General features: G+C 75.2%; 23 protein-coding genes and 1 pseudogene. 8 read left to right on the forward strand and 16 right to left on the reverse strand.

Annotated elements, in window-relative coordinates:
• Nucleotides 1-145: 145 nt before the first annotated feature.
• The 5 genes from alaS to ACFUVW_RS05090 form a co-directional block, all read right to left on the reverse strand.
• The gene (alaS, locus tag ACFUVW_RS05070) at nt 146-2,845 is read right to left on the reverse strand and encodes an alanine--tRNA ligase (RefSeq protein ID WP_430570263.1); all 2,700 of its coding nucleotides are present in this window, start codon (nt 2,843-2,845) and stop codon (nt 146-148) included.
• A gap of 164 nt (nt 2,846-3,009) precedes the next feature.
• Nucleotides 3,010-3,402: a hypothetical protein gene (locus ACFUVW_RS05075; protein ID WP_430570264.1), complete on the reverse strand. Its 393-nt coding sequence runs from the start codon at nt 3,400-3,402 to the stop codon at nt 3,010-3,012.
• The gene (locus ACFUVW_RS05080) at nt 3,402-3,782 is read right to left on the reverse strand and encodes a DUF948 domain-containing protein (RefSeq protein WP_430570265.1); all 381 of its coding nucleotides are present in this window, start codon (nt 3,780-3,782) and stop codon (nt 3,402-3,404) included. Before ACFUVW_RS05080 ends, ACFUVW_RS05075 begins: the two co-directional genes overlap by 1 nt.
• A 145-nt stretch (nt 3,783-3,927) precedes the next feature.
• Nucleotides 3,928-4,554, reverse strand: a complete 627-nt coding sequence (gene rpsD, locus ACFUVW_RS05085) for a 30S ribosomal protein S4 (RefSeq protein WP_429729429.1) — start codon at nt 4,552-4,554, stop codon at nt 3,928-3,930.
• Nucleotides 4,555-4,770: 216 nt separating this feature from the next.
• Nucleotides 4,771-6,159, reverse strand: coding sequence for a replication-associated recombination protein A (locus ACFUVW_RS05090; protein ID WP_430570266.1), 1,389 nt, complete (start codon nt 6,157-6,159; stop codon nt 4,771-4,773).
• A gap of 85 nt (nt 6,160-6,244) precedes the next feature.
• Here ACFUVW_RS05090 and ACFUVW_RS05095 point away from each other — a divergent pair.
• Nucleotides 6,245-7,597 (forward strand): annotated as a pseudogene (locus tag ACFUVW_RS05095) (FAD-dependent monooxygenase); the annotation flags it as partial.
• A gap of 47 nt (nt 7,598-7,644) precedes the next feature.
• Here ACFUVW_RS05095 and ACFUVW_RS05100 read toward each other — a convergent pair.
• From ACFUVW_RS05100 to aspS, 3 genes are all read right to left on the reverse strand, one after another.
• Complete coding sequence (locus tag ACFUVW_RS05100; protein ID WP_430570267.1) at nt 7,645-8,253, reverse strand: peroxidase-related enzyme; 609 nt, start codon at nt 8,251-8,253, stop codon at nt 7,645-7,647.
• Nucleotides 8,254-8,425: 172 nt separating this feature from the next.
• Complete coding sequence (locus ACFUVW_RS05105; protein ID WP_430570268.1) at nt 8,426-9,283, reverse strand: GNAT family N-acetyltransferase; 858 nt, start codon at nt 9,281-9,283, stop codon at nt 8,426-8,428.
• Entirely contained in the window at nt 9,280-11,067 is a 1,788-nt protein-coding gene (aspS, locus tag ACFUVW_RS05110; protein WP_430570269.1) for an aspartate--tRNA ligase, read from the reverse strand. The genes ACFUVW_RS05105 and aspS overlap by 4 nt, the downstream gene beginning before the upstream one ends.
• A 114-nt stretch (nt 11,068-11,181) precedes the next feature.
• On the opposite strand from aspS, the gene ACFUVW_RS05115 reads away from it, so the two are divergent.
• Both ACFUVW_RS05115 and ACFUVW_RS05120 read left to right on the forward strand, forming a co-directional pair.
• Nucleotides 11,182-11,655, forward strand: coding sequence for a PPOX class F420-dependent oxidoreductase (locus ACFUVW_RS05115; RefSeq protein WP_430570270.1), 474 nt, complete (start codon nt 11,182-11,184; stop codon nt 11,653-11,655).
• Nucleotides 11,656-11,709: 54 nt separating this feature from the next.
• Nucleotides 11,710-12,069: a DoxX family protein gene (locus tag ACFUVW_RS05120; RefSeq protein ID WP_430570271.1), complete on the forward strand. Its 360-nt coding sequence runs from the start codon at nt 11,710-11,712 to the stop codon at nt 12,067-12,069.
• A 25-nt stretch (nt 12,070-12,094) separates the two neighbouring features.
• Here ACFUVW_RS05120 and ACFUVW_RS05125 read toward each other — a convergent pair whose 3' ends face one another.
• From ACFUVW_RS05125 to ACFUVW_RS05135, 3 genes are all read right to left on the reverse strand, one after another.
• Entirely contained in the window at nt 12,095-13,699 is a 1,605-nt protein-coding gene (locus ACFUVW_RS05125; protein WP_430570272.1) for an Rv2578c family radical SAM protein, read from the reverse strand.
• A 50-nt stretch (nt 13,700-13,749) separates the two neighbouring features.
• Nucleotides 13,750-14,820 carry a hypothetical protein gene (locus ACFUVW_RS05130; RefSeq protein WP_430570273.1) on the reverse strand — a complete coding sequence of 357 codons (1,071 nt, stop codon included), beginning with the start codon at nt 14,818-14,820 and terminating at the stop codon, nt 13,750-13,752.
• A gap of 79 nt (nt 14,821-14,899) precedes the next feature.
• Nucleotides 14,900-15,514, reverse strand: a complete 615-nt coding sequence (locus ACFUVW_RS05135) for a hypothetical protein (protein WP_430570274.1) — start codon at nt 15,512-15,514, stop codon at nt 14,900-14,902.
• A 194-nt stretch (nt 15,515-15,708) separates the two neighbouring features.
• Here ACFUVW_RS05135 and ACFUVW_RS05140 point away from each other — a divergent pair, with 194 nt between their 5' ends.
• On the forward strand, nt 15,709-16,092 hold the full coding sequence (locus tag ACFUVW_RS05140; protein ID WP_430570275.1) for a VOC family protein: 384 nt from the start codon (nt 15,709-15,711) through the stop codon (nt 16,090-16,092).
• 4 nt (nt 16,093-16,096) lie between these two features.
• On the opposite strand, the gene ACFUVW_RS05145 is transcribed toward ACFUVW_RS05140, so the two are convergent.
• The 3 genes from ACFUVW_RS05145 to ACFUVW_RS05155 all read right to left on the reverse strand — a co-directional run bounded on the left by ACFUVW_RS05145 (nt 16,097) and on the right by ACFUVW_RS05155 (nt 19,496).
• The gene (locus tag ACFUVW_RS05145) at nt 16,097-17,227 is read right to left on the reverse strand and encodes a hypothetical protein (RefSeq protein WP_430570276.1); all 1,131 of its coding nucleotides are present in this window, start codon (nt 17,225-17,227) and stop codon (nt 16,097-16,099) included.
• 35 nt (nt 17,228-17,262) lie between these two features.
• A complete protein-coding gene (hisS, locus tag ACFUVW_RS05150) occupies nt 17,263-18,666 on the reverse strand; it encodes a histidine--tRNA ligase (protein WP_430570277.1) in 1,404 nt (467 codons plus the stop codon).
• A gap of 74 nt (nt 18,667-18,740) precedes the next feature.
• Nucleotides 18,741-19,496 (reverse strand): MBL fold metallo-hydrolase, encoded by a 756-nt coding sequence (locus ACFUVW_RS05155; RefSeq protein WP_430570278.1) that lies wholly within the window; start codon nt 19,494-19,496, stop codon nt 18,741-18,743.
• A 186-nt stretch (nt 19,497-19,682) separates the two neighbouring features.
• On the opposite strand from ACFUVW_RS05155, the gene ACFUVW_RS05160 reads away from it, so the two are divergent.
• The 4 genes from ACFUVW_RS05160 to ligD all read left to right on the forward strand — a co-directional run bounded on the left by ACFUVW_RS05160 (nt 19,683) and on the right by ligD (nt 24,061).
• Nucleotides 19,683-20,465, forward strand: coding sequence for a peptidylprolyl isomerase (locus ACFUVW_RS05160; RefSeq protein WP_430570279.1), 783 nt, complete (start codon nt 19,683-19,685; stop codon nt 20,463-20,465).
• Nucleotides 20,462-22,210 (forward strand): DUF349 domain-containing protein, encoded by a 1,749-nt coding sequence (locus ACFUVW_RS05165; protein WP_430570280.1) that lies wholly within the window; start codon nt 20,462-20,464, stop codon nt 22,208-22,210. The genes ACFUVW_RS05160 and ACFUVW_RS05165 overlap by 4 nt, the downstream gene beginning before the upstream one ends.
• Before the next feature lie 68 nt (nt 22,211-22,278).
• Nucleotides 22,279-22,965 carry a hypothetical protein gene (locus ACFUVW_RS05170; RefSeq protein ID WP_430570281.1) on the forward strand — a complete coding sequence of 229 codons (687 nt, stop codon included), beginning with the start codon at nt 22,279-22,281 and terminating at the stop codon, nt 22,963-22,965.
• A 10-nt stretch (nt 22,966-22,975) separates the two neighbouring features.
• Nucleotides 22,976-24,061, forward strand: coding sequence for a non-homologous end-joining DNA ligase (ligD, locus tag ACFUVW_RS05175; RefSeq protein WP_430570282.1), 1,086 nt, complete (start codon nt 22,976-22,978; stop codon nt 24,059-24,061).
• A gap of 77 nt (nt 24,062-24,138) precedes the next feature.
• Here the strand turns inward: ligD and ACFUVW_RS05180 are convergent, their stop codons facing one another.
• Both ACFUVW_RS05180 and ACFUVW_RS05185 read right to left on the reverse strand, forming a co-directional pair.
• On the reverse strand, nt 24,139-24,681 hold the full coding sequence (locus tag ACFUVW_RS05180; protein WP_430570283.1) for a dihydrofolate reductase family protein: 543 nt from the start codon (nt 24,679-24,681) through the stop codon (nt 24,139-24,141).
• An 80-nt stretch (nt 24,682-24,761) separates the two neighbouring features.
• Entirely contained in the window at nt 24,762-25,919 is a 1,158-nt protein-coding gene (locus ACFUVW_RS05185; RefSeq protein ID WP_430570284.1) for an ATP-dependent DNA ligase, read from the reverse strand.
• Between the last annotated feature and the right edge of the window lie 29 nt (nt 25,920-25,948).

A 25,948-nucleotide genomic window follows, 5' to 3' on the forward strand; every position in this document is an offset into this window, starting at 1 on the left:
GGCCGGACCGCTGGCCCAAGCTGCTCTGCGCGAATCAACGGCAGACGGCTGTCGTTGTCGAGGGGCAGCGGGGCGGCGTTCCCCAAGCCTCGGATGTGTATAAGAGACAGGTCCTGCTCCGGCGAGCCCAGCCCGTGCGGACCCGTCACGCGCCCGCCCGGGCCGCGCGCACGCCCTCGGCCACGCTGGCCAGCGCGGCCGGGAGCGCGGACGCGTCGGTGCCCCCGCCCTGGGCCAGGTCGGGCTTGCCGCCGCCCCCGCCGCCGAGGGTCTTCGCCGCGGCCTTGACGAAGTCGCCCGCCCGCAGGCCCGCGTCGCGGGCGCCGGCGTTGGTGGCCACGACCACCAGGGGCCGCCCGCCCGCCACGCCGCCGACGGCGACGAGCGTCGCCTCGGCGTCGCCCAGGCGGCCGCGCACGTCGAGCGCCAGCGCGCGCAGGTCGTCCGCCGAGGCCACCTCGCCGGCGTCGTGCGCCACGACGCGGGTGTCGCCGACGCGCTCCGCCTGCGCGGCGAGCGTGCCCGCCGCGGCGAGGATCCGCTCCTGGCGCATCCCGGCGAGCTCCTTCTCCGTCTCCTTGAGCCGGGTCAGGAGCGAGCCGACGCGGTCGGCGAGCTCGTCGGGGCGCGCGCCCAGCAGGCCGGTGAGCTGGCCCACCAGGGCGTGCTCCTTCGCCTGGAAGCCGTACGCGCCGTCGCCCACCAGGGCGTCCACGCGGCGCACGCCGGAGCCGATCGACGCCTCGCCGAGCAGCGCGACGCGGCCCACCTCGCCGGTGGCCTTGACGTGGGTGCCGCCGCACAGCTCGCGCGACCAGTCGCCGCCGATCGAGACCACGCGCACGGTGTCGCCGTACTTCTCGCCGAACAGCGCCATGGCGCCCAGCTCGCGGGCGCGGGCGATCGGCATGGTCGCGTCGGTCACCTCGAGGTTCTCGGTCAGGCGCGAGTTCACGCGCTCCTCGATCTCGCCGAGCGCCTCCCCCGGCACCGGGGTGGGCGAGCGGAAGTCGAAGCGCACGCGGCTCGGGGCGTTCTCCGACCCGGCCTGGGTGCGGTCCGGCCCGACCATCTCGTGCAGCGCCTTGTGGATCATGTGCGTGGCCGAGTGGGCGCGGCTGATCGCGACGCGGCGCGCGACGTCGATCGTCGCGGTGCCGGGGTCGCCCAGCGCCATCGTGCCCTCGACCAGGCGGCCGCGGTGGACGGACAGGCCCTTGACCGGGCGCTGCACGTCGTCGACCTCGACGGTCGCCCCGCCGTCGAGCACGATCGTGCCCTGGTCGGCGAGCTGACCGCCGGCCTCGGCGTAGAACGGCGTGCGGTCCAGGACGACCTCGACGTCGGCGGGCGCGCTCGCCGCGGGGGCGGGCACGCCGTCGACCAGCAGGCCGACCACCGTCACCGCGGACTCCGTGTCCGTGTAACCGAGGAACTCGACGGGCGCGGCGAGCTCCTTGTTCAGGGTCTCGTACGAGCGCAGGTCGGCGTGGCCCGTCTTCTTCGCGAGCGCGTCGGCGCGGGCGCGCTGCTTCTGCTCCGCCATGAGGTCGCGGAACGCCTTCTCGTCCACCTGGACGCCCTGCTCGGCGGCCATCTCGAGGGTGAGGTCGATCGGGAAGCCATACGTGTCGTGCAGCTGGAACGCCTCCGCGCCGCCGAGCACCGGGGTCGCGCCGTCCGCGGACCGCTTGGCGCGGCCCACGGCCGTGTCGAGGATGGTCGTGCCCTGCGCGAGCGTGCGGCGGAACGCGTCCTCCTCGGCGTACGCGACGTCGCTGATGCGGCCGAAGTCGGCCTCCAGCTCCGGGTAGGACGCCTTCATCGCGTCCTTCGACACCGGCAGCAGCGAGGGCAGCGCGACCTCGTCGACGCCCAGCAGGCGCACCGCGCGCACGGCGCGGCGCACGAGGCGGCGCAGCACGTAGCCGCGGCCCTCGTTCGACGGGCGCACGCCGTCGCCGATGACCATGAGCGACGACCGGACGTGATCGGCGACCACGCGCATGCGCACGTCGTCCTCGGCGTCGGCGCCGTAGCGCTTGCCGGTGAGCTCCTCCACGCGCGCGATGACGGGGTACACCTCGTCGATCTCGTAGAGGTTCTCCTTGCCCTGCAGCAGGTAGGCGATGCGCTCCAGGCCGGCACCGGTGTCGATGCTCTTGTGCTCGAGCTCGCCCAGCAACGGGTAGTTCTTGCCCTGGCCCTCGCCGCGCACGAACTGGTCGAAGACGAGGTTCCAGATCTCGAGGTAGCGGTCGCCGCCCGGGTCGACCGTGCCGCCGACGGCGTCCGGGCCGTAGGCCGGGCCGCGGTCGTAGTGCCACTCGGCGCACGGGCCGGCGGGGCCGGGCTGGCCCGTGTCCCAGAAGTTCTCCTCGCGGGGCAGGCGCACCACGTGCTTCGGGTCGAGCCCGACCCCCTTCGTGAGGGCGTCGAAGGCCTCGGCGTCCTCCTCCCAGATGGTCACCCAGAGGCGGTCGCCGTCGAGGCCGTAGCCGCCCCGGCCCTGCTCGGTCGTGAGGAGCTCCCACGCGAAGTCGATCGCCTCGCGCTTGAAGTAGTCCCCGAACGAGAAGTTGCCGTTCATCTGGAAGAACGTGCCGTGCCGCGTGGTGCGGCCCACGTTCTCGATGTCGTTGGTGCGGATGCACTTCTGCACGCTCGCGACCCGCGGCCACGGCGCGGGCTCCGTACCGAGGATGTACGGGATGAAGGGCACCATGCCGGCGATCGTGAACAGGATCGACGGGTCCGGCGAGACCAGGGGGGCGCTCGGGACGATCGCGTGGTCCTTCGACTCGAAGTAGTCGAGCCAACGCTTGCGGATCTCGGCGGTGCGCATGGTGTCCTTCAGTGATGTCGGGGTCGATGTCAGGCCGGTGTCGAGGCCGACGTCGAGCCGGTACGGCTGGTGACGGGCGGGTGGGCCGCCCGCCGTGGCGGCGGCCGTCCCCTATTCTCGCGCCCGCCGGGGGATGGTCGGAACGGGATTTCGCAGAGCGAGGATCAGAACGAGTAGCCGAGGTCCGCCTCGTCGGCGGCGATCTCGGCCTCCGGGTCCGGGCGCCGCTCGGGCGCCGAGGCCGCGTGCCGGGCTCGCCCGGGACCGCCGCGCAGGTCGGCGGGGCGCAGCCCGCTCGCGCGGACGTCGTCCGGGTCCGGCTGCCCCTCGGCCAGCAGCGCGGCCGTGAGCTCGGCCTCGCGGGCGCTGCGCGCCTGCGAGAACTCGCGCCGGAACGTGGCGACGAACGTCTCCGCCCGTCGTCCGGCGTCCTGCGCCGCGCGCTCCGCCCGGTCGACCACGGCCTCGGGCGCGTACTGCGCCACGATCCGGCGGCCCCGCTGGACGACGACCACCGTCACCACGACGCCGACGCCGACCCAGAACAGCCGGCGCATCAGCGGCCGGCCTTCGGCTCGTCGCCGCCGGCGCGCGACGCCCGCGCGAACGCCTGGCGCACGCCGTAGGAGAAGGCCGCGACCTTCACGAGGGGGCGGCCGAGCGTCGAGGCGTACAGGCCGGCCAGCGCCGACACGTTCTCGCTCACCTGGGCCGCCGACGTCGTGATCGTGTCGACCTTGACCAGCTGGTCGTTGGTGGAGGCCACCGTGGTGGCCGCCTCGTCGAGGATCGGCACCGAGTGCTCCGTGACCTCGCGGATGGAGCGCGTCGCCTCGTCGAGCACGCGGCCCAGCTTCACGAGCGGGATCGCGAGCAGCCCCACGAGCAGCACGAACGCGACGGCCGCGATGAGCCCGGCCACGTCACCCATCGACATCAGATCTCTCCTCGCACAGGCGTCAGACGGTCGGTCGTCACCCTATCCCGGGTGACCCCCTGCGAACGGCGGACGCCCCGCCCCCCGCGACGGCGGGTGACGGGGCGTCCAGGTGCTGCGGACTCGTCCGCGGCGGTGCGCTCGATCAGCGCGCGTAGAACTCGACCACGAGCTGCACCTCGCAGGTCACGGGGACCTCGGCGCGCTTCGGCTTGCGGGTCAGCGTGGCCGACAGCTTCTCGAGGTTCACGTCGAGGTAGCCCGGCACGGCCGGCAGCACGTCGCGGTGCGCGCCGGCGGCGGCGACCTGGAACGGCGTGGTGGTCTGCGACTTCGGCTTGACCTGGATGGTCTGGCCCGGCTTCACGCGGAACGAGGGACGGTCGACGATCTTGCCGTCCACCAGGATGTGACGGTGCGTCACGGCCTGGCGGGCCTGCAGGATGGTGCGGCCGAAGCCGGCGCGCAGCACGAGCGCGTCGAGGCGCGTCTCGAGGTCCTCGACCATGACCTCACCGGTCAGGCCCGGGTGCTTGCGGGCGTTCTCGTAGACCTTGAGGAGCTGCTTCTCGCGGAGGGCGTACTGGGCGCGCAGACGCTGCTTCTCGCGGAGACGGACCGCGTAGTCCGACTCGGTGCGGCGGCGGGCGCGGCCGTGCTCACCCGGGGGGTACGGGCGCTTCTCGAAGTGGCGGACGGCCTTCGGGGTCAGCGCGAGGCCGAGCTTGCGGCTCAGGCGGACCTGGCGGCGCGACTTGGTGACAGCGGTCACTGGTTGCTTCCTGTCCTGTGGTGATGGATGAGGTCACACCCGACGTCCGCCCCGTGCGGGGAGGTTCGGGTGCGGGACCAGCCGATGGAGCTCCCGCGCGGGGCGGGTGCTCGCGGGGCCGAGGTCCCAGGCGGTCGCCGGAAACGGCAACCGCAGCATCCTACCGCATCCCGGGGTCCGACCTTGCCCCCGCGCCCGCCGACGAGCCCGGGCGCGTCAGGCGCCGTCGAGGATCTGCCGGATCCGCGCGACCCGGTCGGTGACCTGCTTCTCGAAGCCACGGTCGCTCGGGTCGTAGTAGCGACGCCCGGCGAGCTCGTCGGGCAGGTACTGCTGCGCCGCGATGGCGTGCGGCGCGTCGTGCGCGTACCGGTAGCCCTTGCCGTGGCCGAGCCCCTCGGCGCCCGCGTAGTGCGCGTCGCGCAGGTGCGGCGGCACCACGCCCACCCTGCCCGCGCGCACGTCCGCCAGGGCCGCGTCGATCCCCTGGTACGCCCGGTTCGACTTCGGCGCGGTCGCCAGGTGCACGACCGCCTCCGCGAGGACGATCCGCCCCTCGGGCATCCCGATGAGCTGGACGGCCTGCGCGGCCGCCACGGCGGTCTGCAGGGCGGACGGGTCGGCCATGCCGACGTCCTCCGCCGCGGAGATCACCAGGCGCCGGGCGATGAACCGCGGGTCCTCGCCCGCGGCCACCATGCGGGCCAGGTAGTGCAGCGCGGCGTCCACGTCCGAGCCCCGGATCGACTTGATGAACGCGGAGACGACGTCGTAGTGCTGGTCGCCGTCGCGGTCGTACCGCACGGCGGCGACGTCGACGGCGCGCTCGACGGTGTCGAGGTCGACGGCGACCGGGTCCCCGGGGTCGCGACCGGGCGCGGCGTCGGCGAGGGCCGCCCCCGCGGCCGCCTCCAGGATGGTGAGCGCCTTGCGCGCGTCCCCGCCGGCCATGCGCACGAGCTGGTCCTCGGCGTCGTCCGCCAGCTCGACGGCGCCGTCCAGGCCGCGCCCGTCCGCGACGGCGCGACGCACGAGCGCGCGGACGTCGTCGGAGGTGAGCGGCTTGAGCGTGAGGAGCAGGGAGCGGCTCAGCAGCGGGGAGTTGACCGAGAACGACGGGTTCTCGGTGGTGGCGGCCACGAGCGTCACCCAGCGGTTCTCCACGCTCGGCAGCAGCGCGTCCTGCTGGGTCTTGGAGAAGCGGTGCACCTCGTCGATGAAGAGGACGGTCTCCTCGCCGCCGGTGGCGAGGCGCCGCCGGGCGTCCTCCACGACCTGGCGCACCTCCTTGACGCCGGCGGTGACCGCGGAGAGCTCGACGAACCGCCGCCCGGAGACCGTCGCGACCAGGTACGCGAGCGTCGTCTTGCCCACGCCGGGCGGCCCCCACAGGATCACGGACCCCGGCGCCGCCCGGCGGGCCGACTCGTCGTCCGGCTCCACCAGCCGCCGCAGCGGCGAGCCGGGCACGAGCAGGTGCGACTGGCCCGCGACCTCGTCGAGGGCGGCCGGGCGCATGCGCACGGCGAGCGGGGCGCTCGGGCCGGTGCGGCCGGTCGCCGGCGTGCCGCGGGTGCCGGTGAGCGCGGCGTCGAACAGGTCCATGGACCTCAGCCTACGGAGCGCCACCCACGCGCCGGGCGCCGGGGCCGCCCCGCCGCTGTGACGTCACTCGCCCTAGGGTGGCCGCATGGACGCCGACGTCGTGGTGGTCGGGGCCGGGCCCACGGGCCTTCTCCTCGCCGGGGACCTGGCCGGGGCGGGCGTGCGGGTCGTCGTGGTCGAGAAGCGCCCCGCAGGCCTCAGCAACCTCACCCGCGCGTTCGCCGTGCACGCCCGCAGCCTCGAGGTGCTCGACGCGCGGGGGCTCGCCGACGAGCTCCTGGAGACCGGGCGCCGGGTCCGGCGGATCCGCGTGCTCGGCCGGGTGGACGTGCGCCTCGATGCGCTGCCCGGCCGGTTCCCGTTCGTGCTCGTCACGCCGCAGTACGAGGTGGAGCGCCTCCTGCGCCGTCGGGCCGAGGACGCCGGCGCGGTGTTCCGGCACGGGCTGCGCGTCACGGACGTGGCCCAGGACGACGACGGCGCCACGGTGGTGACGGTCGACGAGGCGTCCGGCGACGGCGCGGAGAGCGTGCAGGTCCGGGCCCCGTGGGTGGTCGGCGCCGACGGCGTGCGCTCGACGGTACGGCGGGCCACCGGTCTGCCGTTCCCCGGCGAGACGGTCATCCGCGCCATGGTGCTCGCGGACGTCCGCCTGACCCGCCCGCCCGAGGACGCGCTCACCGTCGCGTCCGCGGGCGGGGCCCTGGGCTTCCTCGCCCCGTTCGGTAGCGACTGGTACCGCTTCATCGGCTGGGACGAGGCGCTCGACCCGGGCCACGACGGGCCCGTGGACCTCGACGAGGTCCGCGCCCTCGCGCGGGCGACGCTCGGCGACGACCACGGCATGGCCGAGCTGCGGTTCGCCACCCGGTTCGCGGCCGACGAGCGTCAGGCGCCCCGGTACCGCGCCGGACGCCTGCTGCTCGCGGGAGACGCCGCGCACGCGCACAGCCCGGCCGGCGGGCTCGGCATGAACACGGGCCTGCAGGACGCCGCGAACCTGTCGTGGCGCCTCGCGGCGGTGGTGCGCGGCGCCGACGACCCACTGCTGGACGGGTACTCGGCGGAGCGCCACCCCGTCGGCGCCCAGGTGCTGCGCACCAGCGGCACGATGCTCCGGCTCGCCACGAGCCGGGGCCGCGGTGCCGCCGTCCTGCGCGCAGCCGGGGCCACGGTCCTGGGCCGGGCCGCTGCCGCGCGCAGGCGGGCCGCCGCCACCGTCTCGGCCCTGGGCGTGCGCTACCCCGCGCCGCCCGGAGCGCACCCCGCCGCCGGGCGCCGCGTGCCGGACCTGCCGCTGGTGCCCGGCCCGTCGGGGTCGCGCCTCGCCGAGGCGCTGCGCGCGGGGCGCTTCGTGCTCGTCGCGCCGCGGGCCGGTCGCCCGCAGGACGTGCCCGGCGCCCCCGGGGAGCTCGATGCCCGCGAGCGGGTCGTCGTGCACCGCGCCGACGGCCACGACGCGACCCTGCTGGTGCGTCCGGACGGCTATCTCGCCGACGCGCGGCTGCCCGGGTCGCCGTCGCCGGGGAGCCCGTCGAGCAGCGCGCGACGCAGGTCGTCGGGCAGGTCGGGCGGGACGTCCGGGGGCACGGCGAGGGCGAGCAGCGCCCGGGAGTAGTAGTTCCGCAGCGCCGCGGCGAGGACGACGTCGACCACCTGCCGGTCGGTGAGGCCCGCGGCACGCAGCCGCTCCGTGTCCGCCTCGGCGATCGAGGCCGCGTCGGTGCTCAGCCGCGCCGCGAGGTCCATGGCCGCGACCTCGGACCCGCTCAGGCCCGCGTCGTGGTGGTCGCGGGCGATCCTGGCCAGCTGCGCGTCGTCGAACAGCGCGCGGCTGCGCCGGCCGTGCGCCAGGAGGCAGGCCTCGGAGCGCAGCGCCTTGGCCGCGGCCAGCGTGACGAGCTCGTACAGGCGCGGCCCGAGGCCGTCCGCGATCGACCCTGCCAGCTGCTCGAAGGCGCGCAGCGCGCCCGGGTCGGTCGCCATGACGCGCGTGTGGCTGGGCACGTAGCCGAGCGACGCGACGTCCTCCGCGTAGATCGCGCCGACCTCGCCGGCCGCGTCGGCCGGCTCCACCGTCCTGATGATCGTCATCGTCGGCCCCCGGTCCGGGTAGCCCCCTGCCCTGCCATGGTCCCCCGGCCGCCGCTCCGTCGCCCGGCCCTCGCCGGGTGAACCGTGGTCAGTGGCGTGGTCAGTGGCGTGGTCAGTGGCGTGGTCAGTGGCGTGGTCAGTGGCGTGGTCAGGACCGTGGTCAGGACCGTGGTCAGGAGCGCCAGCTCTCGAACCGCTGCGCGACGGCGTAGCCCAGGCGCAGGTAGACGCGGCGGGCGGCAGCGTTGTCGGCGTACATGCCGAGGGTGACCATCGCGACCTCGTCGAGGCCGGCCCGGGTGGCGGCCGCCGTCACGGCCGCCGCGATCCCGCGGCCGCGCCACGCAGGGTCGGTCCCGATCGAGCCGAGCACCCACGGCTGACCGGGGACCCGCCGGGATGCGCCCGCGACGCCGCGCAGCACGCCGTCGTCGTCCCGCCAGCCCCACCAGCGCGACCGGGGCTCGTCCGGCGGCAGCTCGCCGTGCGGGTTCGCGGTGGCGAGCGCACGGGCGACCTGGTCGCGAGCCTCGGGGCCTTCGAGCTCGGAGACACGCTCCTCGCCCGACTGCGTCCCGGGGGCCGCGGTGGTGCCGAACCAGTCCCATGCGCCGGCGGGCTCCCGGTCGAAGGGCTCGGGGACGCCGGCGCCGGCCTGCTGCGCGACCAGCGCCGCGCGGGTCCCGCGCGGCAGCGACGCGCGCCGCACGCGCAGCGCGTCGCCCTGCGACCGGAGCTCGTCGTCGGCCCGGAGGAGCAGCCGCGCCGCGCCCTCGGCCGTCCCGACGCCGAGCAGGCTCGTGCCCGCGGCGTCCGCCTCGACCGCAAAGGGCCGCTCGCCGTCCGTGCGCTCGCGCCACCGCAGCCGCACGAGCAGCGCGTCGTCGTCCCACCAGACGTGGCTCGCGTCCCACCCGTGGAACGCGTTCTCCGCGACGACCACCGGGTGCAGGGCCCAACGGTCGGGCAGCCTCGCCCCGGCCACGTCCGTGACCGGGGCGAGCCCGTGCCCGTCGAGAGCGAGCGTCACGCTCCCGCGGCCGCGGCGGCCTCGTCCGACGGGCGGGCGTCGACGCCGGCCTCCTTGCGCTGCTCCGGCGTGATCGGCGCCGGGGCCTCGGTGAGCGGGTCGTAGCCGCCGCCCGACTTCGGGAACGCGATGACGTCGCGGATCGACGCCGACTTCGTCAGCAGGGCGACGATGCGGTCCCAGCCGAACGCGATGCCGCCGTGCGGCGGGGCGCCGAACTTGAACGCGTCGAGGAGGAAGCCGAACTTCTCCTGCGCCTCCTCGGGGCCGATGCCCATGACGTCGAAGACACGCTCCTGCACGTCGCGGCGGTGGATACGGATGGAGCCGCCACCGATCTCGTTGCCGTTGCAGACGATGTCGTAGGCGTAGGCCAGCGCGTTGCCCGGGTCCTGCTCGAAGCTGTCGAGCCACTCCGGCTTGGGCGACGTGAACGCGTGGTGGACGGCGGTCCAGGCCGAGTGACCCAGGTCGACGTCGTCGTCCTCGCCGGTCGGCTTGAACAGCGGCGCGTCCACGACCCACACGAACGCCCAGGCGTCCTCGTCGATCTGCCCCGTGCGGTGCGCGATCTCGAGACGGGCGGCGCCCAGGAGAGCGCGCGCCTCCGCGGTCTTGCCGGCGGCGAAGAACACGGCGTCGCCCGGCTGCGCGCCGGTGGCCGCGGCCAGGCCGTCGCGCTCGGCGTCGGAGAGGTTCTTGGCGACCGGGCCGCCCAGCGTGCCGTCCTCGCCGTAGGTGACGTAGGCGAGGCCCTTGGCGCCGCGCTGCTTGGCCCACTCCTGCCAGGCGTCGAACTGGCGGCGCGGCTGCGCGGCCCCGCCGGCCATGACGACGGCACCGACGTACTCGGCCTGGAAGACGCGGAACGGCGTCTCGGCGAAGTAGTCCGTGAGCTCGACGAGCGGGTTCCCGAAGCGCAGGTCGGGCTTGTCCGTGCCGTACAGGCGCATGGCCTCGGCGTACGTCATGCGGGCGACCGGCGTGGGGATCTCGACGTCGATCAGCTTCCACAGCGCGACCAGGACCTGCTCGGCCAGGGCGATGACGTCGTCCTGGTCGACGAAGCTCAGCTCGACGTCCAGCTGGGTGAACTCGGGCTGCCGGTCGGCGCGGAAGTCCTCGTCGCGGTAGCAGCGGGCAATCTGGTAGTACCGCTCCAGACCGCCGACCATGAGGAGCTGCTTGAACAGCTGCGGGCTCTGCGGCAGCGCGTACCAGGAGCCGGGCGCCAGGCGCGCGGGCACCAGGAAGTCGCGCGCGCCCTCCGGCGTCGAGCGGGTCAGCGTGGGCGTCTCGACCTCGACGAAGTCGTGCGCGTCGAGCACCCGGCGGGCCGCCTGGTTCGCCTGGGCGCGCAGCCGCAGCGCGTGCGCCGGCGCGGGGCGGCGGATGTCCAGGTAGCGGTGCTTGAGTCGAGCCTCCTCGCCGATCACCTCGGTGTCCGCGAGCGCCGTCGAGACCTGGAAGGGCAGCGGCGCCGACTCGTTGAGCACCACGACGTCCTTGGCCAGCACCTCGATCTCGCCGGTGGCGAGGTTCGGGTTGGCGTTGCCCTCGGGACGGCGTCCGACCTCGCCCGTGACCTGGAGGACGAACTCGGCACGCAGCGGGTGCGCCACCGCCTCGTCGCGGATGACGACCTGGGCGATGCCGGACGCGTCGCGCAGGTCGATGAAGGCCACTCCCCCGTGATCCCGGCGCCGATCGACCCACCCGGTGAGGGTGACGGTCTGACCGATGTGCTCGGCCCGCAGTGAGCCGGCCGTGTGGGTGCGGAGCACGGAGTGTTCCTTTCGAACGGGGTGGGAGACTGCGTCGCCGGTGGCGACGTGCGGGCGCTGGCGCGCCCGTGCGAGTCTAATCGGTACCCGACCACCCGCTGCGAGGAGATTCCCATGGCGCCACGGATCGCCACCACGACCGCCGTCGACCGCGACGGGCTCCTGGACGTGCTGCGGCAGCGCCGGCACGGCGTGCTCGTCACCACCCGGCGGGACGGCTCGCCGCAGCTCAGCCCCGTCACGTTCGGCGTGGACGACGTCGGCCGGGTCGTGGTGTCGACGTACCCGGACCGGGCGAAGGCGGTGAACCTGCGTCGGAGCCCGCGCGCGTCGTTCCTGGCCCTCGGCGACGACTTCGACGACGCCTGGGTGCAGGTGGACGGCACGGCGGAGGTGATCGACGCGCCGGAATCCGTGGAACCGCTGGTCGAGTACTACCGGGCCGCCGCCGGCAAGGAGCACCCCGACTGGGACGAGTACCGGGAGGCGATGCTCCGCCAGGGCAAGAGCGTCGTGCGGATCACGATCGAGCGCTGGGGGCCGGTCGCGACGGGCGGGTTCCCCGCCCGGCTGGTCGACGGCGCCTGAGAGCCTGCTCACACCCGGGCGCACGTGCGCCCGGGGGGCCGTAGCGTCGACCTCATGGCGACGTTGCCCGATCCCGTGTGGCCCGTGCTCGTGCTCGCGTTCGTCTCCGCGGGCGACGCGCTGCTGTGCGTGAAACCGGTGGCGTTCATCGCGCAGTGCTTCCGCGACGTGAACTTCCCGGAGCGCTGGTGGTGGGTGATGCCGTGGATCAAGGCGGCCGCCGCGGCGGGTCTGATCGCGGGGATCTGGGTGCCCTACCTCGGGCTCGTGACGTCGGTCTGCCTGGTCGTGTACTTCGTACTGGCCCTGACGTTCCACGTGCGGGCGCGTGACTTCGGCCGCAACTTCTTCGTCAACGCCACGGGCATGTTCCTGCTGTGCGTCTTCGTGCTGTGGTTCTCGTTCCTGCGCTGAGCCCGCAGCCCCCGGGCTCGCGGGCTCAGAAGAGCACCTGCTCGATCCCCGCGCCGGCGACCTCGAGTCCGCCGCCGTCGCGCGGCATGCCTGCCAGAGCGCCCGCGGGGTAGTCGCCCTCGTCGTGCGGCTGCAGCTCCTCCGGGAACCGCCCCGTCGCCCCCGAGCGCGAGCGGTGCCCCGACGAGCGGAAGCCGCGCTCGGTGAGGAGCGGCTCGACCCGGTCCCACAGCCACTGCCGGTAGGCCTCGAGCGCGTAGGTGCCGCGCGCGTACACGCGCCCGTACCCGGCGACGGCACGCGGGTGCTCGCGCTCGAGCCACTGCAGGTACCACTCGCGGGTGCCCGGCTTGAGGTGCAACGGCACGACGGTGACGCCCGTGGCCCCGGCGTCGGCGATCGCGTCGAGCAGCCGACGCAGGTGGTCGCGGGAGTCGGTGAGCCACGGCAGCACCGGGGCCACCATCACCCCGCAGGGCAAGCCGGCGGCCCGCACCGCGCGGACGAGGTCGAGCCGGGCGCGGGGTGTCGGCGTGCCCGGCTCGACCGACTGCTGCAGCTCCTCGTCGGCGGGCGAGTCGGCGAAGGCGAGCGAGACGCCGACCCCCACCTTCACGCGCTGGGCCGCCTCCGCGATCAGCGGCAGGTCGCGGCGCAGCAGCGTGCCCTTCGTGAGGATCGAGAAGGGCGTGCCGGAGTCCGCGAGCGCCCCGATGATCCCGGGCATGAGCCGGTAGCGCCCCTCGGCCCGCTGGTAGGGGTCGGTGTTGGTGCCCATCGCCACCGGTTCCCGCTTCCACGACGGCCGCGCCAGCTCGGCGCGCAGCACCTCGTCCACGTTCGTCTTCACCACGACCTGGGAGTCGAAGTCGCGTCCCGCGTCCAGGTCGAGGTACTCGTGCGTGGGGCGCGCGAAGCAGTTGTGCGAGACGACCCCGTTCGCGATGAAGTCACCGGTGCCGGTGGTGATGTCGATCATCTCCTCCTCGACACCCAGGTCCTCGACGCTCGCCACGCCCAGACCGTCGGACGCCACGGCGACCTGCCCGATGGTCGCCGCGCCCGCTGCCCGCGGCCCGGGGCCGACGAGACGGTCGTGTGTCGTCAGGAAGGGACGCCGACCGAGCGACACCTCATCGCGGGCGACATGGGTCCAGCCGCGTTCGGCCACGAGGAAACGGTGGTCGTCGCTCGCGACGACTCGCGTCCCGTTCCTGAGGGTCACCCGGTGGGCGCGCCGCCGAGTCACCCACCACGCAAGCACGGTGGTCTCCACGTACCGGCGCTCGCCGGCGTCGTCGAGCCTCGTGCCCACGATCCGATCGCCCACCCGGACGTCGCGGATGGGCTGGGGCCGGCCATCCGCCATGAGCACGAGCGTGTCCGGGCTGATGCAGTAGCGGCACGCATGACTGCATCCCCGGTACGGGTTGACCGTCCACCCGAACGGCATGCGCGACGCGGCGGGCACCTTGGACAGCGCGCTCTTCGCCAGCACCTCGTGGAACGTGACGTCGGCGAACTCCGGCGTCCGCACCGTCCGCACGAGGCCGAGCCGCGCCAGCCCTGCCCGTTCGAGCCCGGGCAGCGCGCCTTCGTCCGCGGCGACCGCCTGACCATCCCATCTCACCCGCTCATTCGAACACACGTTCGACCGCGTGTCCAGCGCCTGCGGCGGCCTCAGGCCCGGGCGCGCGTGACCGCTCGCCGGGCCCGTTCGCGCCACGGTAGGGGACGGTCACGGACCTCCGCGAGCAGCACCTCGACCGTGTCCAGGGCTGCCGCGGTCACCTCCCGCGGCCGCGGCGCGTCGGGGTCCGTCCAGTCCGCGCCGGGCGGCGCCGGGAGCAGGTCGTCCAGGTCGCCGTGCACGGTCACGCCGCGCTCGCGCAGCCAGGAGACCCATGTCGTGCTGAGCGCGTGGACCCACGGGTGGTCGTCGGGCCCCAGGGCGATCCGCGTCGACGCCCGGGGCGCGAGGGCGCCGCCCACCACGATGCCGTCGACGATCGGAGACAGGTCGCCGCCGCGTCGCGCGTCGTCCCCGAGCCGGCGGTTCAGCCGACGCAGCACCTGCGCCTCGGGCACGCCGACCGAGACGTTCGCCCGCTCGGCCTCCCGCGGCGCCCACGCCGGATCGACCTCGACCGCCTCCAGGAACCGCAGCCACAGGAGGTTCCCGCCGGCGCCCGCGGGAGGCGCCGTCACGACACGGACCCGCGACCCCGGCAGCCCCGCGGCCCACGTGGTGAGCACGCGGGTGGGGTCGAACCCGTCGAGGAACGCGGACCGGCCGGCCCGCGCGCGGTCCAGGAACGCCCGCAGCGTGGTGCGGGAGCCGAACTTCAGCGTCTCCTGCCAGCCGCTCGCGAGCTCGCGCGCGAGGTCGCGAGCGGTGAGCACGACGACGACCTCCGCGCCGGTGGCAGTGAGGTCCGCGAGCGCCCTGGCTGCCTGCTCCGGCGTCGCCTTCGCCAGCATCTCGTGGCTGAGGACGACGTCTCCCCGGCTCCGGCGCACCTGGCGCACCAGGCGGTCCCAGGAGCCGTGCACCCGCCGCGGGTCGACGCCGTGGTCCGTCTCGGTGACGTCCAGTGCGGCCCAGTACTGCAGACGGGGCTCGCCCAGCGGGCCGTGCGGGTAGTGCACGCGGTGGCGTCGCAGCTCCCGGCGGTTGGCGTGCATCCGGGACTGCAGGTAGGTCGTGCCGGACTTGGGCGCGCCCACGTGCAGGAAGACTCGGCTCGGCATGGGCGTCAGCGTGGCACGACGCCCTGGGCGCACCCTGGATACCTGCACAGGGCCCGGCCAGCCGGAGGGCGACCGCCGGTCACAGCGCCAGCGAGACCCCCGACCGGGACGTGGCGAACAGCCCGTCCGCGCCCTGGAGCGTGAGCGCCGGGACCGGCGCCGCGGCGAGGTCGGACGGCCGGTAGCGCTTGAGGTCGCCGCGGTAGACGACGGTGCCAGGCACGTCCAGCAGCGTCTGCGGTCGCACCTTCCAGCGCGGGAGGCCCAGGTCGCAGACCCCCGCGTCGCGCAGCACGTGGTAGACGAACTCGGAGCAGAAGAACCGCCGGTCGTCCTCGGACCCGCGGCCGAGCAGCCCGGTCACGAGGCCGGGGGCGTTGTAGGCGTAGGTGTGGCTGTCGAGCAGGAACTCCGCGACGCGCGCGCCGACGGCGTCCCGCTGGCGGGCCGTCACGGGGACCTCGAGGACGACGCCCGGCAGGCGGTCCATCCCCCGGTACAGGTCGTCGTCGAGCCGCTCGCGCTTGAAGCAGCCGACGAACGGGTTGGACGCGCGACGGCGCCCGAAGCTGAACATGAGCTCGAGGTCGGCGTCGAGGGCCAGGGCCGCGTGCGTGTACTCGTCCCGCGTCGCGAGGCGGATCGTCCGCGACAGGACGGTGCTGCTGCGGGACAGGACCACGTAGATGCTCACGGCGGTCACCGTACCGTCCCGCGGGCCCCGTCCGGCCAGGTCAACGACGAGATCAGGGTGAAACTCAGGGGCGCCTCAGGGTGTTCGGGGGACAACCCCCGCGGGACGTCCTCCGATCAGTTCCGTCCCGGCGCGGGGTCCACCCCTCGAGGGCCGGCCCCCGCCGGCCGCTTCCCCGGCCCGAGGAGTCCCCCGTGATCACCGTGCAGCGTGGCTTCAGCAGCTTCTCCGTCGACGACCTCGACGCCGTCGAGTCGTTCTACCGGGACGTCGTGGGGCTTCCCGTGAAGCGCACGCCCATGGGGCTCGAGCTGGACGTCACCGGCGGCCCCGCCGTCTTCGTGTACCCGAAGGGCGACGCCCACGAGCCTGCGAGCCACACCGTGCTCAACCTCGTCGTGCCCGACGTCGCGGCCGCTGCGGCCCAGCTGCACGCCGCCGGCGTCGACCTCGTGCGCTACCCCGGTTTCGCGCAGGACGCAGACGGCGTGGTGCGCAGCGACGACCCGCGCCAGGGCCCGACGATCGCGTGGTTCCGCGACCCCGCGCGCAACGTCGTCGCGCTCATCGAGGCGTGAGCGGTCACCCCGTGCCGAACGCCCGGCGCAGCATGCCGACCCCGATGCCGAACGGGCCGAAGGCGACGATCGCGATGCCGGCGCCGGACCCGACGTCGCCGAGCACGGCCGTCCGCACACCCCAGAGCATCCCGGCCAGGCCCGCCACCGCCAGGACGGCGCACACCACGACCGACGCGACCCAGGCGACGCCCCGTCGAGGCGGCTCCCACGGCATCCTGCCGGGCGGCCGACCTGCCCTGCCGCCCAGCGCGAGCGCACGCTCGTAGAGGTACCACCGGTCGGCGTCGTGGAGGTGGAGCCACCCCGCCGACGCGGGCCGGTCGCCGAGCGCGCGGAAGTGCGGGGCGGCGTGCGCGTGCTCGCCGGCGACCGAGAACAGGAACACGAGCTGGGAGTGCACCACCGGGTCCCACGCGCCCGGCGCGTGGGACGGGTGCAGCACGGACCCCTCGGCGGCACGCCGCACCGCCGGGAGCGTCGCGACGATCGGGTCGGGCCGGCGCTCCGCGACGAACCGTTCGATCACCACGGCAGCGAGCACGGCCCGTCCGGGCGAGCCGTCAGGGGCCGCCGCGGCGCACTCGGCCGCGAACTCCTCGGCGGCACCCCAGCTCCCGCCCCACTTCGGCAGCAGGTGCTGCAGGTACTCCAGCTGCGCGGGGAAGTGGTCGGGCACCCGCCGCGCCACCTGGTCGTAGCGACGACTGGCCTCCGGCTGCCCGAGCTCGAGCCCGAGCGCCGTCCGCAGCGAGATCTCCCAGGCCGGCACGTACCCGGGTTCCCGAGCGAGCACGACCTGGAGCCGGTCTTCCGCACGCACCAGCAGCCCGTGGAACTCGCGCGCCTGACGCCGGGAGACGGTGTCCCCGGTGCCCGAGCCGCGGGCCTGCCAGGCCAGGACGGTCTCGCGAGCCGCGAGCGTCGTGCCCGCCAGCGCGTCGGACGGGTCCGCCTCCACCAGCCGGCGCAGCCACTTCTCGACACCGGACAGCTCCGCGAGGCGGGCGACGGACCACGACAGCTCGGCCAGGTCGGCCCCGGCCAGGACGGCGCGCACGCCCGGCCAGTCGCCGCGACGCGCGGCGGCCTGCAGGCCGGGACGTGCGTGGATCCACGGATCGAACGTGAGCATCCCGCCCGCCCGCGTGCGGACGGCCGTCCCGCGCGTCACTCCGCGGCGGCCGGCACGACTCGCGGGAGCCGGTCCTCGGCGGGCGGTGCCCACGACGCGGCGTCGGCGTCCACCTGCTCGCCGGAGCGGATGTCCTTCACCTGGCCGACCAGCACCTCCGGCTCGGCGCCGTCCTCGCCGGGCTGGGCCGGGAACCACACGAACGGGATGCCTCGCCGGTCGGCGACCTTGATCTGCTTGCCGAACTTCGCCGCGGTCGGCGCGACGTCGACCGGGATCCCCCGCGCGCGGAGCGCCGCGGCGACCGCGTCGGACCGGTCCCGGTGGGCCTCGTCGGTGACCGCGACGAGCACGGCCGTGGGCACGCCGCGCGTCGCCGCGACCAGCCCGGCGGACAGGAGTCGGGAGACGAGGCGGGAGACGCCGATGGACAGGCCGACGCCCGGGTAGGTGTTCTTGCCGTCCGAGGCGAGGGTGTCGTAGCGCCCGCCCGAGCAGATCGAGCCGAGCTGCTCGTGCCCCACGAGCACGGTCTCGTAGACCGACCCGGTGTAGTAGTCGAGGCCGCGCGCGATCTTCAGGTCCGCGACGACGACGCCGGGCGCGCGGCGCGCGGCCGACTCGACCAGCGCGGCGAGCTCGCCCAGGCCCGTCTCGAGCAGGTCCGTGACCGCGCCGTAGGACGCCGCGAGCGCACGGACGCGGTCCACCACGGTCGTGTCCGTGCCCGAGATCGCGGCGAGCTCGAGGCAAGCCTTGGCCTGCTCCGGCGTGGCGCCCTGCTCCGCCTGCAGCAGCTCCGCGACGGCGTCCGGGCCGATCTTGTCGAGCTTGTCGACCTGGCGCAGCACGCCCTCGACGTCGTCGAGCCCGAGCCCGCGGTAGAACCCCTCCGCGACCTTCCGGTTGTTCACGAGGATGCGGACCTCGGGCACCCCGACGTCGCGCAGCGCGCCGAGCGCCTCGGCCATGACCAGCGGAAGCTCGACCTCGTAGTGGTAGGGCAGCTCGCCCGCGCCGACGACGTCGATGTCGGCCTGCACGAACTCGCGGAAGCGGCCGTCCTGGGGGCGCTCGCCGCGCCACACCTTCTGGATCTGGTAGCGCTTGAACGGGAAGGCGAGACGGCCGGCGTTCTCGAGCACGTAGCGCGCGAACGGGACGGTGAGGTCGAAGTGCAGGCCGAGCTGCTTCTCCGACCGGTCGCCGCTGGTCCCCTCGGCGCCCGGCTCCTCCTGCAGCCGGCGCAGCACGTAGACCTCCTTGGAGGTCTCCCCCTTGCGCAGCAGCTGGTCGAGCGGCTCCACCGCCCTCGTCTCGATGCCGGCGAACCCGTGCAGCTCGAACGTGCGCCGCAGCGTGTCGAGGACGTGCTGCTCGACGACGCGACCGTCGGGGAGCCATTCGGGGAAGCCGGAGAGCGGGGTGGGGCGTGCCATGGGCCTCATCTTCCCAGACGCCGGCGCCGCCGCGGGACCCGTCCCACCGCCGCCGGTGCCCGGGCCGGGCAGGATCAGCGCAGGTGCGGGCGCAGGTACGGGTTGCCCGCCAGCTCGCGGCCGACGGTGGTGGCCGGGCCGTGCCCGGGCACGACGCCGAGGTCCGGGTCGAGCCGCCCCACGACGTCGCGCAGCGTGCGCGCCATCGTCGCGGCGTCGCCGCCCGGCAGGTCGGTGCGTCCCACCCCGCCCGCGAAGAGCACGTCCCCCGTGAGGACCACACCGGTCCCGCCGCCGGCGTCGCGGGCGGGCTCCTCGGCGACGAGGAGCGTCGAGCCCTCCGTGTGTCCCGGCGCGTGCCGCGTCCGCAGCCGCACCGTGCCCGCGACGAGCTCGCCCGTGCCGTCCGGGCCGAGGTCGAGCGGCTCGACGACGCCGGGGGCGCGGTAGTCCTCGGCCCTCCGGCCCGTGCCTGCGAGCGCCTGGGCGAGGGCCCCGCTGACGCCGGGGTCCGCGCCGTCCCGTGCCCCGGCGAGCCCGAGCGTGCCGAACGGGTCCGCGAGCCGGTACACGTCCGCGGGATGGATCCGCAGGGGCACGTCGTACCGCTCGCAGAGCGCCGCGGCGTCCCAGGTGTGGTCCACGTGCCCGTGGGTGGCGACGACGGCGCGTGGCACCAGGCCCCGCTCGGCGACCAGGCGCTCGACCTCGGGGGCCACGCCCGCGCCGGCGTCCACGACCACGCAGTCCGCGTCCCGGCCGTCGGGGCCGGCGACCACGACGCAGCAGTTGGTGGCGAAGACGGGGGCGACGACGACGAGGATCTGCACGGCGCCACGCTAACGGTCGGCGTCGTGGTCGGCGTCGTGGTCGGCGTCGTGGTCAGGGTCGTGGTCGGCATCGTGGTGGTGGTCCCGCCCGGGTAGCGGATGTGACCTGCGTCCCGCGCCCTAGACTGTCCCCCGCGCGCGGAACTTCCCGTGCGGCGACGGGGACGAGTCGAGGAGGTCCGCGCGTTGGCGGCCACCAAGCGCGAGCGGGAGTACGCCCGCAAGCGGCAGGAGAAGTGGGAGCAGCGGCAGGCGCAGGCGCGCGCCCGGCGGCAGCGGACGGCGGCGATCGTGGCGATCGTCGCGGTGCTCGCGCTGGTGGGCGGCGGGTTCGTCGTCGCGAACCTGGGCGGTGGCGCGAACCCGGCGGCATCCTCGACGCAGGCCGCCGGCGACTGCCCGACCCCGGAGATCGGCGCCCGCTCCGGCGGGGACCTGCCCGACCCGTCGGCCGCCCACGACCGCACGTGGACCGCCACCGTCGACCTGTGCGCGGGCGGCACGGAGACAGACCTCGTCCTGGAGCTCGACGGCGCCGCCGCCCCGCAGGCCGTCGCGAGCTTCGTGTCCCTCGCGGACCGGGGCTACTACGACGACACCTCGTGCCACCGCCTCACCACCCAGGGCATCTACGTCCTGCAGTGCGGCGACCCCACGGGGACCGGGACCGGTGACCCCGGCTACGCGTACGGCCCGATCGAGAACGCCCCGAAGGACGACGTGTACCCCGCGGGGACCGTCGCGATGGCCCGCCAGCGCGACGACGGCGAGTCGATGGGCTCGCAGTTCTTCATCGTGTACCAGGATTCGACCATCCCGTCCGACACCGCGGGCGGGTACACGGTGCTCGGCACCGTCACGTCCGGCCTGGACGCCGTCCAGGCAGTCGCTGACGCGGGCGTCGAGGGAGGGACCGGCGACGGTTCCCCCACGAGCCCCGTCATCATCGAAGGAGTGGAGACCCAGTGAGCGAGAGCACCCCCGGCTCGACCGGCCCCGAGGAGACCCCGGCCGGCACCGAGGAGACGGCCGAGACTCCATCGCAGACGACCCCGGACGAGGCGACCCCGCCGGTTCCCGCGGCCGACCCGCAGCCGGCCGCGGCCGAGGCCCCGGAGACGACGACGGAGACGGCTCCCCCGTCCGAGCCCACCGAGGACGCTCCGGCGCCCGAGGCGGCCGACCAGCCCGCGGACGCCGCCGCTCCGGCCGCCCCTGCCGCCGAGTCCACGCCGACGGTAGAGACCGCGCCCGAGCCCTCGGCCACGCCTCCCGCACCGGCCACGTCTGCCACACCGGCCGTGCCGAAGCCGGCCGCCGTGCCGAAGCCGCCCCGCCCGGGCGCGCCGAAGCCGTCGGCGCTGCGGCGCCCGGCCGCGCCCACGCCGGCGGACGTCCCCGCGGCCGAGCCCACCACGCCGGTGGCCCCTGTGCCGCCCGCGCTGGACGCCGCCGCGGCTGCCGCCGCCGAGGCCTTCGGCCGCGTGGACGACGACGGCACGGTGTTCGTCCGGGAGGTCGCCGGCGAGCGCCAGGTCGGCCAGTTCCCCGGCGTGTCCGCGTCGGAGGCGATGAGCCTCTACGTGCGCCGCTACCTCGACCTGGACGCCAAGGTCGCGCTGTTCGAGACCCGCCTGGACAGCGCCGACCTGTCGGTGCGGGAGATCGACCAGACCCTCGCGAAGCTCGCGGAGGAGACGGGCGAGCCCGCCGCCGTCGGCGACCTGGACGCCCTGCGGGCCCGGGTCGAGGGCCTCCGGGCGCGAGCGGCGGAGCGTCGTGCCGCGCTCGAGCAGGAGCGCGCCGCCGCGAAGGCCGAGGCCGTCGCCGCCCGCACCGCGATCGTCGAGGCCGCGGAGAAGATCGCCGCCACGGATCCCGCCAAGATGCAGTGGCGCCCGGCCGGCGAGGAGCTGCGCGCCCTCCTGGACCGCTGGAAGGAGGCGCAGCGCACCGGGCCGCGCATCGACCGCCCCTCCGAGGAGGCGCTCTGGAAGCGGTTCAGCCACGCCCGCACCGCGTTCGACCGGGAGCGGCGCCACTTCTTCGCCGACCTCGAGCAGCGCAACTCGGCCGCCAAGGCGGCCAAGGAGAAGCTGGTCGCCGAGGCGGAGGCCCTCCAGACCAGCACCGACTGGGGAGCGACCGCCGCCGCCTACCGCGACCTCATGGCGCGGTGGAAGGCCGCCGGGCGCGCCAGCCGCAAGGACGACGACGCGCTCTGGTCCCGGTTCCGGGCCGCGCAGGACGCGTTCTTCGGCGCCCGCGACGCCGAGAACGCGGCGATCGACGCCGAGTACGGGCAGAACCTCGAGGTCAAGGAGGCGCTGCTCGTCGAGGCGGAGGCTCTCCTGCCCGTCAAGGACCTGGCCGCCGCGAAGGAGAAGCTGCGCGACATCCAGGACCGCTGGGAGGAGGCCGGCAAGGTGCCGCGCGCCGACATCCAGCGGGTCGAGGGTCGCATGCGCGCCGTCGAGACCGCGGTCCGGGGCGCCGAGCAGGCCCGCTGGGACCGCACCAACCCCGAGACCCGCGCGCGGGCCGAGGGCGCCGCGGCACAGCTCGAGGCGGCCATCGAGGGGCTCGAGCGCGACCTCGCCGAGGCGCGCGAGTCGGGTAACGCGCGACGCGTCGAGGAGGCCGAGACGGCGCTCGCCGCGCGGCGAGCCTGGCTCGAGCAGGTCGTCCGCGCCGCGGAGGACACCCGCGGCTGACGGCGCACGGCCGCGACCGTCCACAGGCGGCCCACCGCAGGGGCTCACGACCGGATAGTTTCCGCGTCGTGAGCCCCTTCGTCGTCCTCCCCGTGCCGCCCGCAGCGCCCGCCGGCCGCCGTCACCAGGGCATCGCCCCGCCGCGACGGCTCGGTGACCTCCTCACGGCGCCGGACCGCCGGTACGGTCCCCTGGTGCGCCCCGAGGACGTCGGCGGGCGCGCGGCGTGGGACGTCCTCGTGCGCGACGGCGCCCTCGAGGTGGTGCGGGGCGACGCGGCCGTCGTCGCCGGCACGGTCGTGACTCCTCTGCTGCGGGCGGCGCTGCTGGCGGGGTCGTTGCCCGCGGGGGCCGTGGCCGCCGGCCGCACGGCGGCGTGGGTGCACGCCGGCCGGGCGGCGGGCGCGCGCTCCGCCGACCCTCTCGACGTCGCCTACGCGGCCGGCGGGCACCGGCCCGAGCTCTGGGGCGCCGGGCTCGTGTGGCAGGCGCCCCTGCTGCGCGGCGACGTCGTCGAGCTGGCCGGGACGCGCGTGACCGCACCGCTGCGGACGGTCGTCGACGTGGCGGTGCACGTCCCGGACGAGGATGACGCGGCCCGGCTCGCGCGCGTCGTGGCGGACTCCTGCCGCCTCGCCCTCACGGACGCGGCCGCGCTGCTGGAGCGCCGGGCCCGCGTCGTGGGGCGTCCGCGGGCCCGCCGGGTGCTGTCCCGTGCCGCCGGCCTCCGTGCGGCGCCCGCCGCCCTGCCCTAGGTTGAGCCGCATGGCCTCCGCCGCACCCGCCGTCGAGCTCGACGCCGCTGGCCGCCCCGTGCGCGTCTCCAGCCCCGACCGCGTCGTCTTCCCCGAGCTGTCCGACCGTCCGGGCCTCACGAAGCGCGAGATCGTCGAGTTCTTCCTGTCCGTGGGCGACGGCATCCTCGGCGCGCTACTGCACCGGCCCACGACGCTCGAGCGCTGGCCGAAGGGATGGTGGCCGGAGGCGGTGATGGCGACGCGCGCCGACAACCGCGGCGACGCGTTCTACCAGAAGCGCCTGCCGAAGGGCGCTCCCGACTGGGTGGAGACCGCGACCATCGCGTTCCCCAGCGGGCGCACCGCCGACGAGGTCGCGCCGACGGAGCTCGCCGTCGTCGCCTGGGCCGCCAACCTCGGCACCCTGACCTTCCACCCGTGGCCGGTGCGCCGCGACGACGTCGAGGCGGTCGACCAGCTGCGCATCGACCTCGACCCGCAGCCCGGCACCTCCTTCGACGACGCCGCCGCGGTCGCGCCCCACCTGCGCGACCTGCTCACGGAGCTCGGGCTCACCGGCTACCCGAAGACGTCGGGCGGGCGCGGCCTGCACGTCTTCGTGCCCCTCGCGCCGCGCTGGTCGTTCCAGCAGGCCCGCCGGGCCACCATCGCGGTCGGCCGCGAGCTCGAGCGCCGCCTGCCCGACCGGGTCACGACGAAGTGGTGGAAGGAGGAGCGGGGCGAGAAGATCTTCGTCGACTACAACCAGATGGCGCGCGACCGCACCATCGCCTCCGCGTACTCCGTCCGGGCGAACAAGCGCGCCACCGTCTCCACGCCGCTGGAGTGGGACGAGGTCGGCGAGGTGCACCCGGACGACTTCGACGTCACGACCGTCCCCGCCCGCTTCGCGGAGCGCGGCGACCTGTTCGCCGCCCTCCGGGCCGACCGCGACCCGGGCCTGGACTGCTCCCTCGACGCCGCGCTCGAGCTCGCGCGGCGCGACGAGGAGGAGCACGGGCTCGGCGATCTCCCCTACCCGCCGGAGTACCCGAAGATGCCGGGCGAGCCGAAGCGCGTGCAGCCCAGCCGGGACACCGACCGCAAGCGCTGAGCGGCCACCCGATCGTTGTGGGCGCTCGTCGGGCGTGATTCATGTGGTGGATCGCGCCAGACGAGCACCCACAACTGTCAGGGGCGGGTGTAGCGCAGGAAGACCGACCCGTCGCCGAGCGGCACGCACTCGGCCCGGACGAGGTCGGCCTGCATCCCGTCCGGCAGCAGGCGCAGCCCGCCGCCGGCGACGTGCGGCACCACGCGCACCGTCAGCTCCTCGACCACCCCGGCCAGCAGCGCCCCCGCGGCCGTCGTCGGGCCGGAGACCTCGACGACGCCGTCGGTCCCGGCTGCGATCTCGGCCAGGCGCTCGGGAGTGAGCCGCGGCTCGAGCGTGGTGCGGGGCGCGTCGACGCCGCTCCCGGCCGCCACGAGGGTGTCGGAGCACACCACCTTGTCGATCCCCCGCCAGATCTCCGCGAACTCGTCCGTCGCGTCGCTCTGCCCGGTCTCCCACGTGTCCCACACGCGCATGGCCTCGAACATGTGCCGGCCCACGACGAAGGTCCGCACGTCCCGGACCTGGCCGTTGATGAACGCGTGGACGGCGTCGTCCGGCGCGCCCCAGTCGAAGTCGCCCGACGCGTCGGCCACGTAGCCGTCGAGCGAACAGCTCATGAGTCCGTACCTGAGTGTGCCCATGGTCCCCAGACCGTCCTCGCGCCCCGTCCTCATCGGTCGGCCTCCCGGCAGCGGGGTCAGGCCGTGCCCGGCGCTCCGGGCAGCAGGCCGGCCAGGTCGTAGCCGACCGGCTCCTCGAGCTGGGCGTACGTGCACGACGACGGCTCCCGGTCGGGCCGCCAGCGCTTGAACTGCGCGGTGTGCCGGAAGCGGGAGCCCTCCATGTGGTCGTACCCGACCTCCAGCACCCGCTCGACCCGCAGCGGCGTGAACGACAGGTCCTTGCCGGCGCTCCAGCGCGACTGCGCGCCCGGGCGCCGCTCCCCCGCGCTGCCGTCCGCGACCGCCGGGTCCTGCCAGTCGGCCCACGGGTGCGCGGCGGCGTCCTCGGTGCCCGGCTCCACGACGAGGGGCGCGAGCTCGGCGTGCAGAGCCGCGCGCCGGGCCGCCGGGAACGAGGCCGAGACCCCGACGAACTGCAGGCTGGTGGGATCGTCGGCGTCGGCGTACAGCCCGAGCAGGAGGGAGCCGATGAGGGGCTTCGAGGCCGTCGACGTCTTGTGCAGCCGGTAGCCGGCGAGGACGACGTCGGCCGTGCGGGCGTGCTTGATCTTCAGCAGCGCGCGCTTGTTCGGCTGATAGGGGTCGTCGAGCCGCTTCGCGACGACGCCGTCGAGCCCGGCGCCCTCGAACGACTCGAACCAGTCGCGGCCGACGGCGGCGTCCTGCGTACGGGGCGTGGCGTGCACCTGCGGCCCGTCGAGTCCGAGCCCGTCGAGCACGGCGAGACGCTCGCGCAGCGGCTGCCCGGACAGGTCGTCGTCGCCGAGGGCGAGGACGTCGAAGACGACGAGGCTGGCCGGCGTCTCGGTCGCGAGGAGCCGCACACGCGACTCGGCCGGGTGGATCCGCTGACCGAGCGCGTCGAAGTCCAGGTGCGCCGCCGTCCCGGCCGCGCCTTCGCCGGGGCGCGCGACGACGATCTCGCCGTCGACGACGCAGCGCTCCGGGAGCGCGTCGAGCACCGCGTCCACCACGTCCGGGAAGTAGCGCTGCATCGGGCGGCCGTTGCGGGAGTCGATCCGCACGTCGTCGCCGTCGCGGAACACCAGCGCGCGGAAGCCGTCCCACTTCGGCTCGTACACCCAGGCCGCCTCGCCGTCGGGCTGGTCCGGCACCTCCGGCACGGACTTCGCGAGCATGGGCAGCACCGGCGGTTCGAGCGGCAGGGTCATGCTGGCGAACCTACTCCGCGGACCCGCGG

The organism is Isoptericola sp. NPDC057391 (genome assembly GCF_042668085.1).
In the GTDB taxonomy this organism is placed as follows: Bacteria; Actinomycetota; Actinomycetes; order Actinomycetales; family Cellulomonadaceae; genus Isoptericola.

Coding starts and splice junctions, on each gene's coding strand:
- ACFUVW_RS05130 (WP_430570273.1), bottom strand. CDS start 14,820: ATGCCGAGCCGAGTCTTCCTGCACGTGGGCGCGCCCAAGTCCGGCACG.
- ligD (WP_430570282.1), top strand. CDS start 22,976: ATGGCCTCCGCCGCACCCGCCGTCGAGCTCGACGCCGCTGGCCGCCCC.
- ACFUVW_RS05080 (WP_430570265.1), bottom strand. CDS start 3,782: ATGTCGATGGGTGACGTGGCCGGGCTCATCGCGGCCGTCGCGTTCGTG.
- ACFUVW_RS05180 (WP_430570283.1), bottom strand. CDS start 24,681: ATGAGCTGTTCGCTCGACGGCTACGTGGCCGACGCGTCGGGCGACTTC.
- alaS (WP_430570263.1), bottom strand. CDS start 2,845: ATGCGCACCGCCGAGATCCGCAAGCGTTGGCTCGACTACTTCGAGTCG.
- ACFUVW_RS05075 (WP_430570264.1), bottom strand. CDS start 3,402: ATGCGCCGGCTGTTCTGGGTCGGCGTCGGCGTCGTGGTGACGGTGGTC.
- ACFUVW_RS05185 (WP_430570284.1), bottom strand. CDS start 25,919: ATGACCCTGCCGCTCGAACCGCCGGTGCTGCCCATGCTCGCGAAGTCC.
- ACFUVW_RS05100 (WP_430570267.1), bottom strand. CDS start 8,253: ATGACGATCATCAGGACGGTGGAGCCGGCCGACGCGGCCGGCGAGGTC.
- ACFUVW_RS05115 (WP_430570270.1), top strand. CDS start 11,182: ATGGCGCCACGGATCGCCACCACGACCGCCGTCGACCGCGACGGGCTC.
- hisS (WP_430570277.1), bottom strand. CDS start 18,666: ATGGCACGCCCCACCCCGCTCTCCGGCTTCCCCGAATGGCTCCCCGAC.
- ACFUVW_RS05120 (WP_430570271.1), top strand. CDS start 11,710: ATGGCGACGTTGCCCGATCCCGTGTGGCCCGTGCTCGTGCTCGCGTTC.
- ACFUVW_RS05090 (WP_430570266.1), bottom strand. CDS start 6,159: ATGGACCTGTTCGACGCCGCGCTCACCGGCACCCGCGGCACGCCGGCG.
- ACFUVW_RS05145 (WP_430570276.1), bottom strand. CDS start 17,227: ATGCTCACGTTCGATCCGTGGATCCACGCACGTCCCGGCCTGCAGGCC.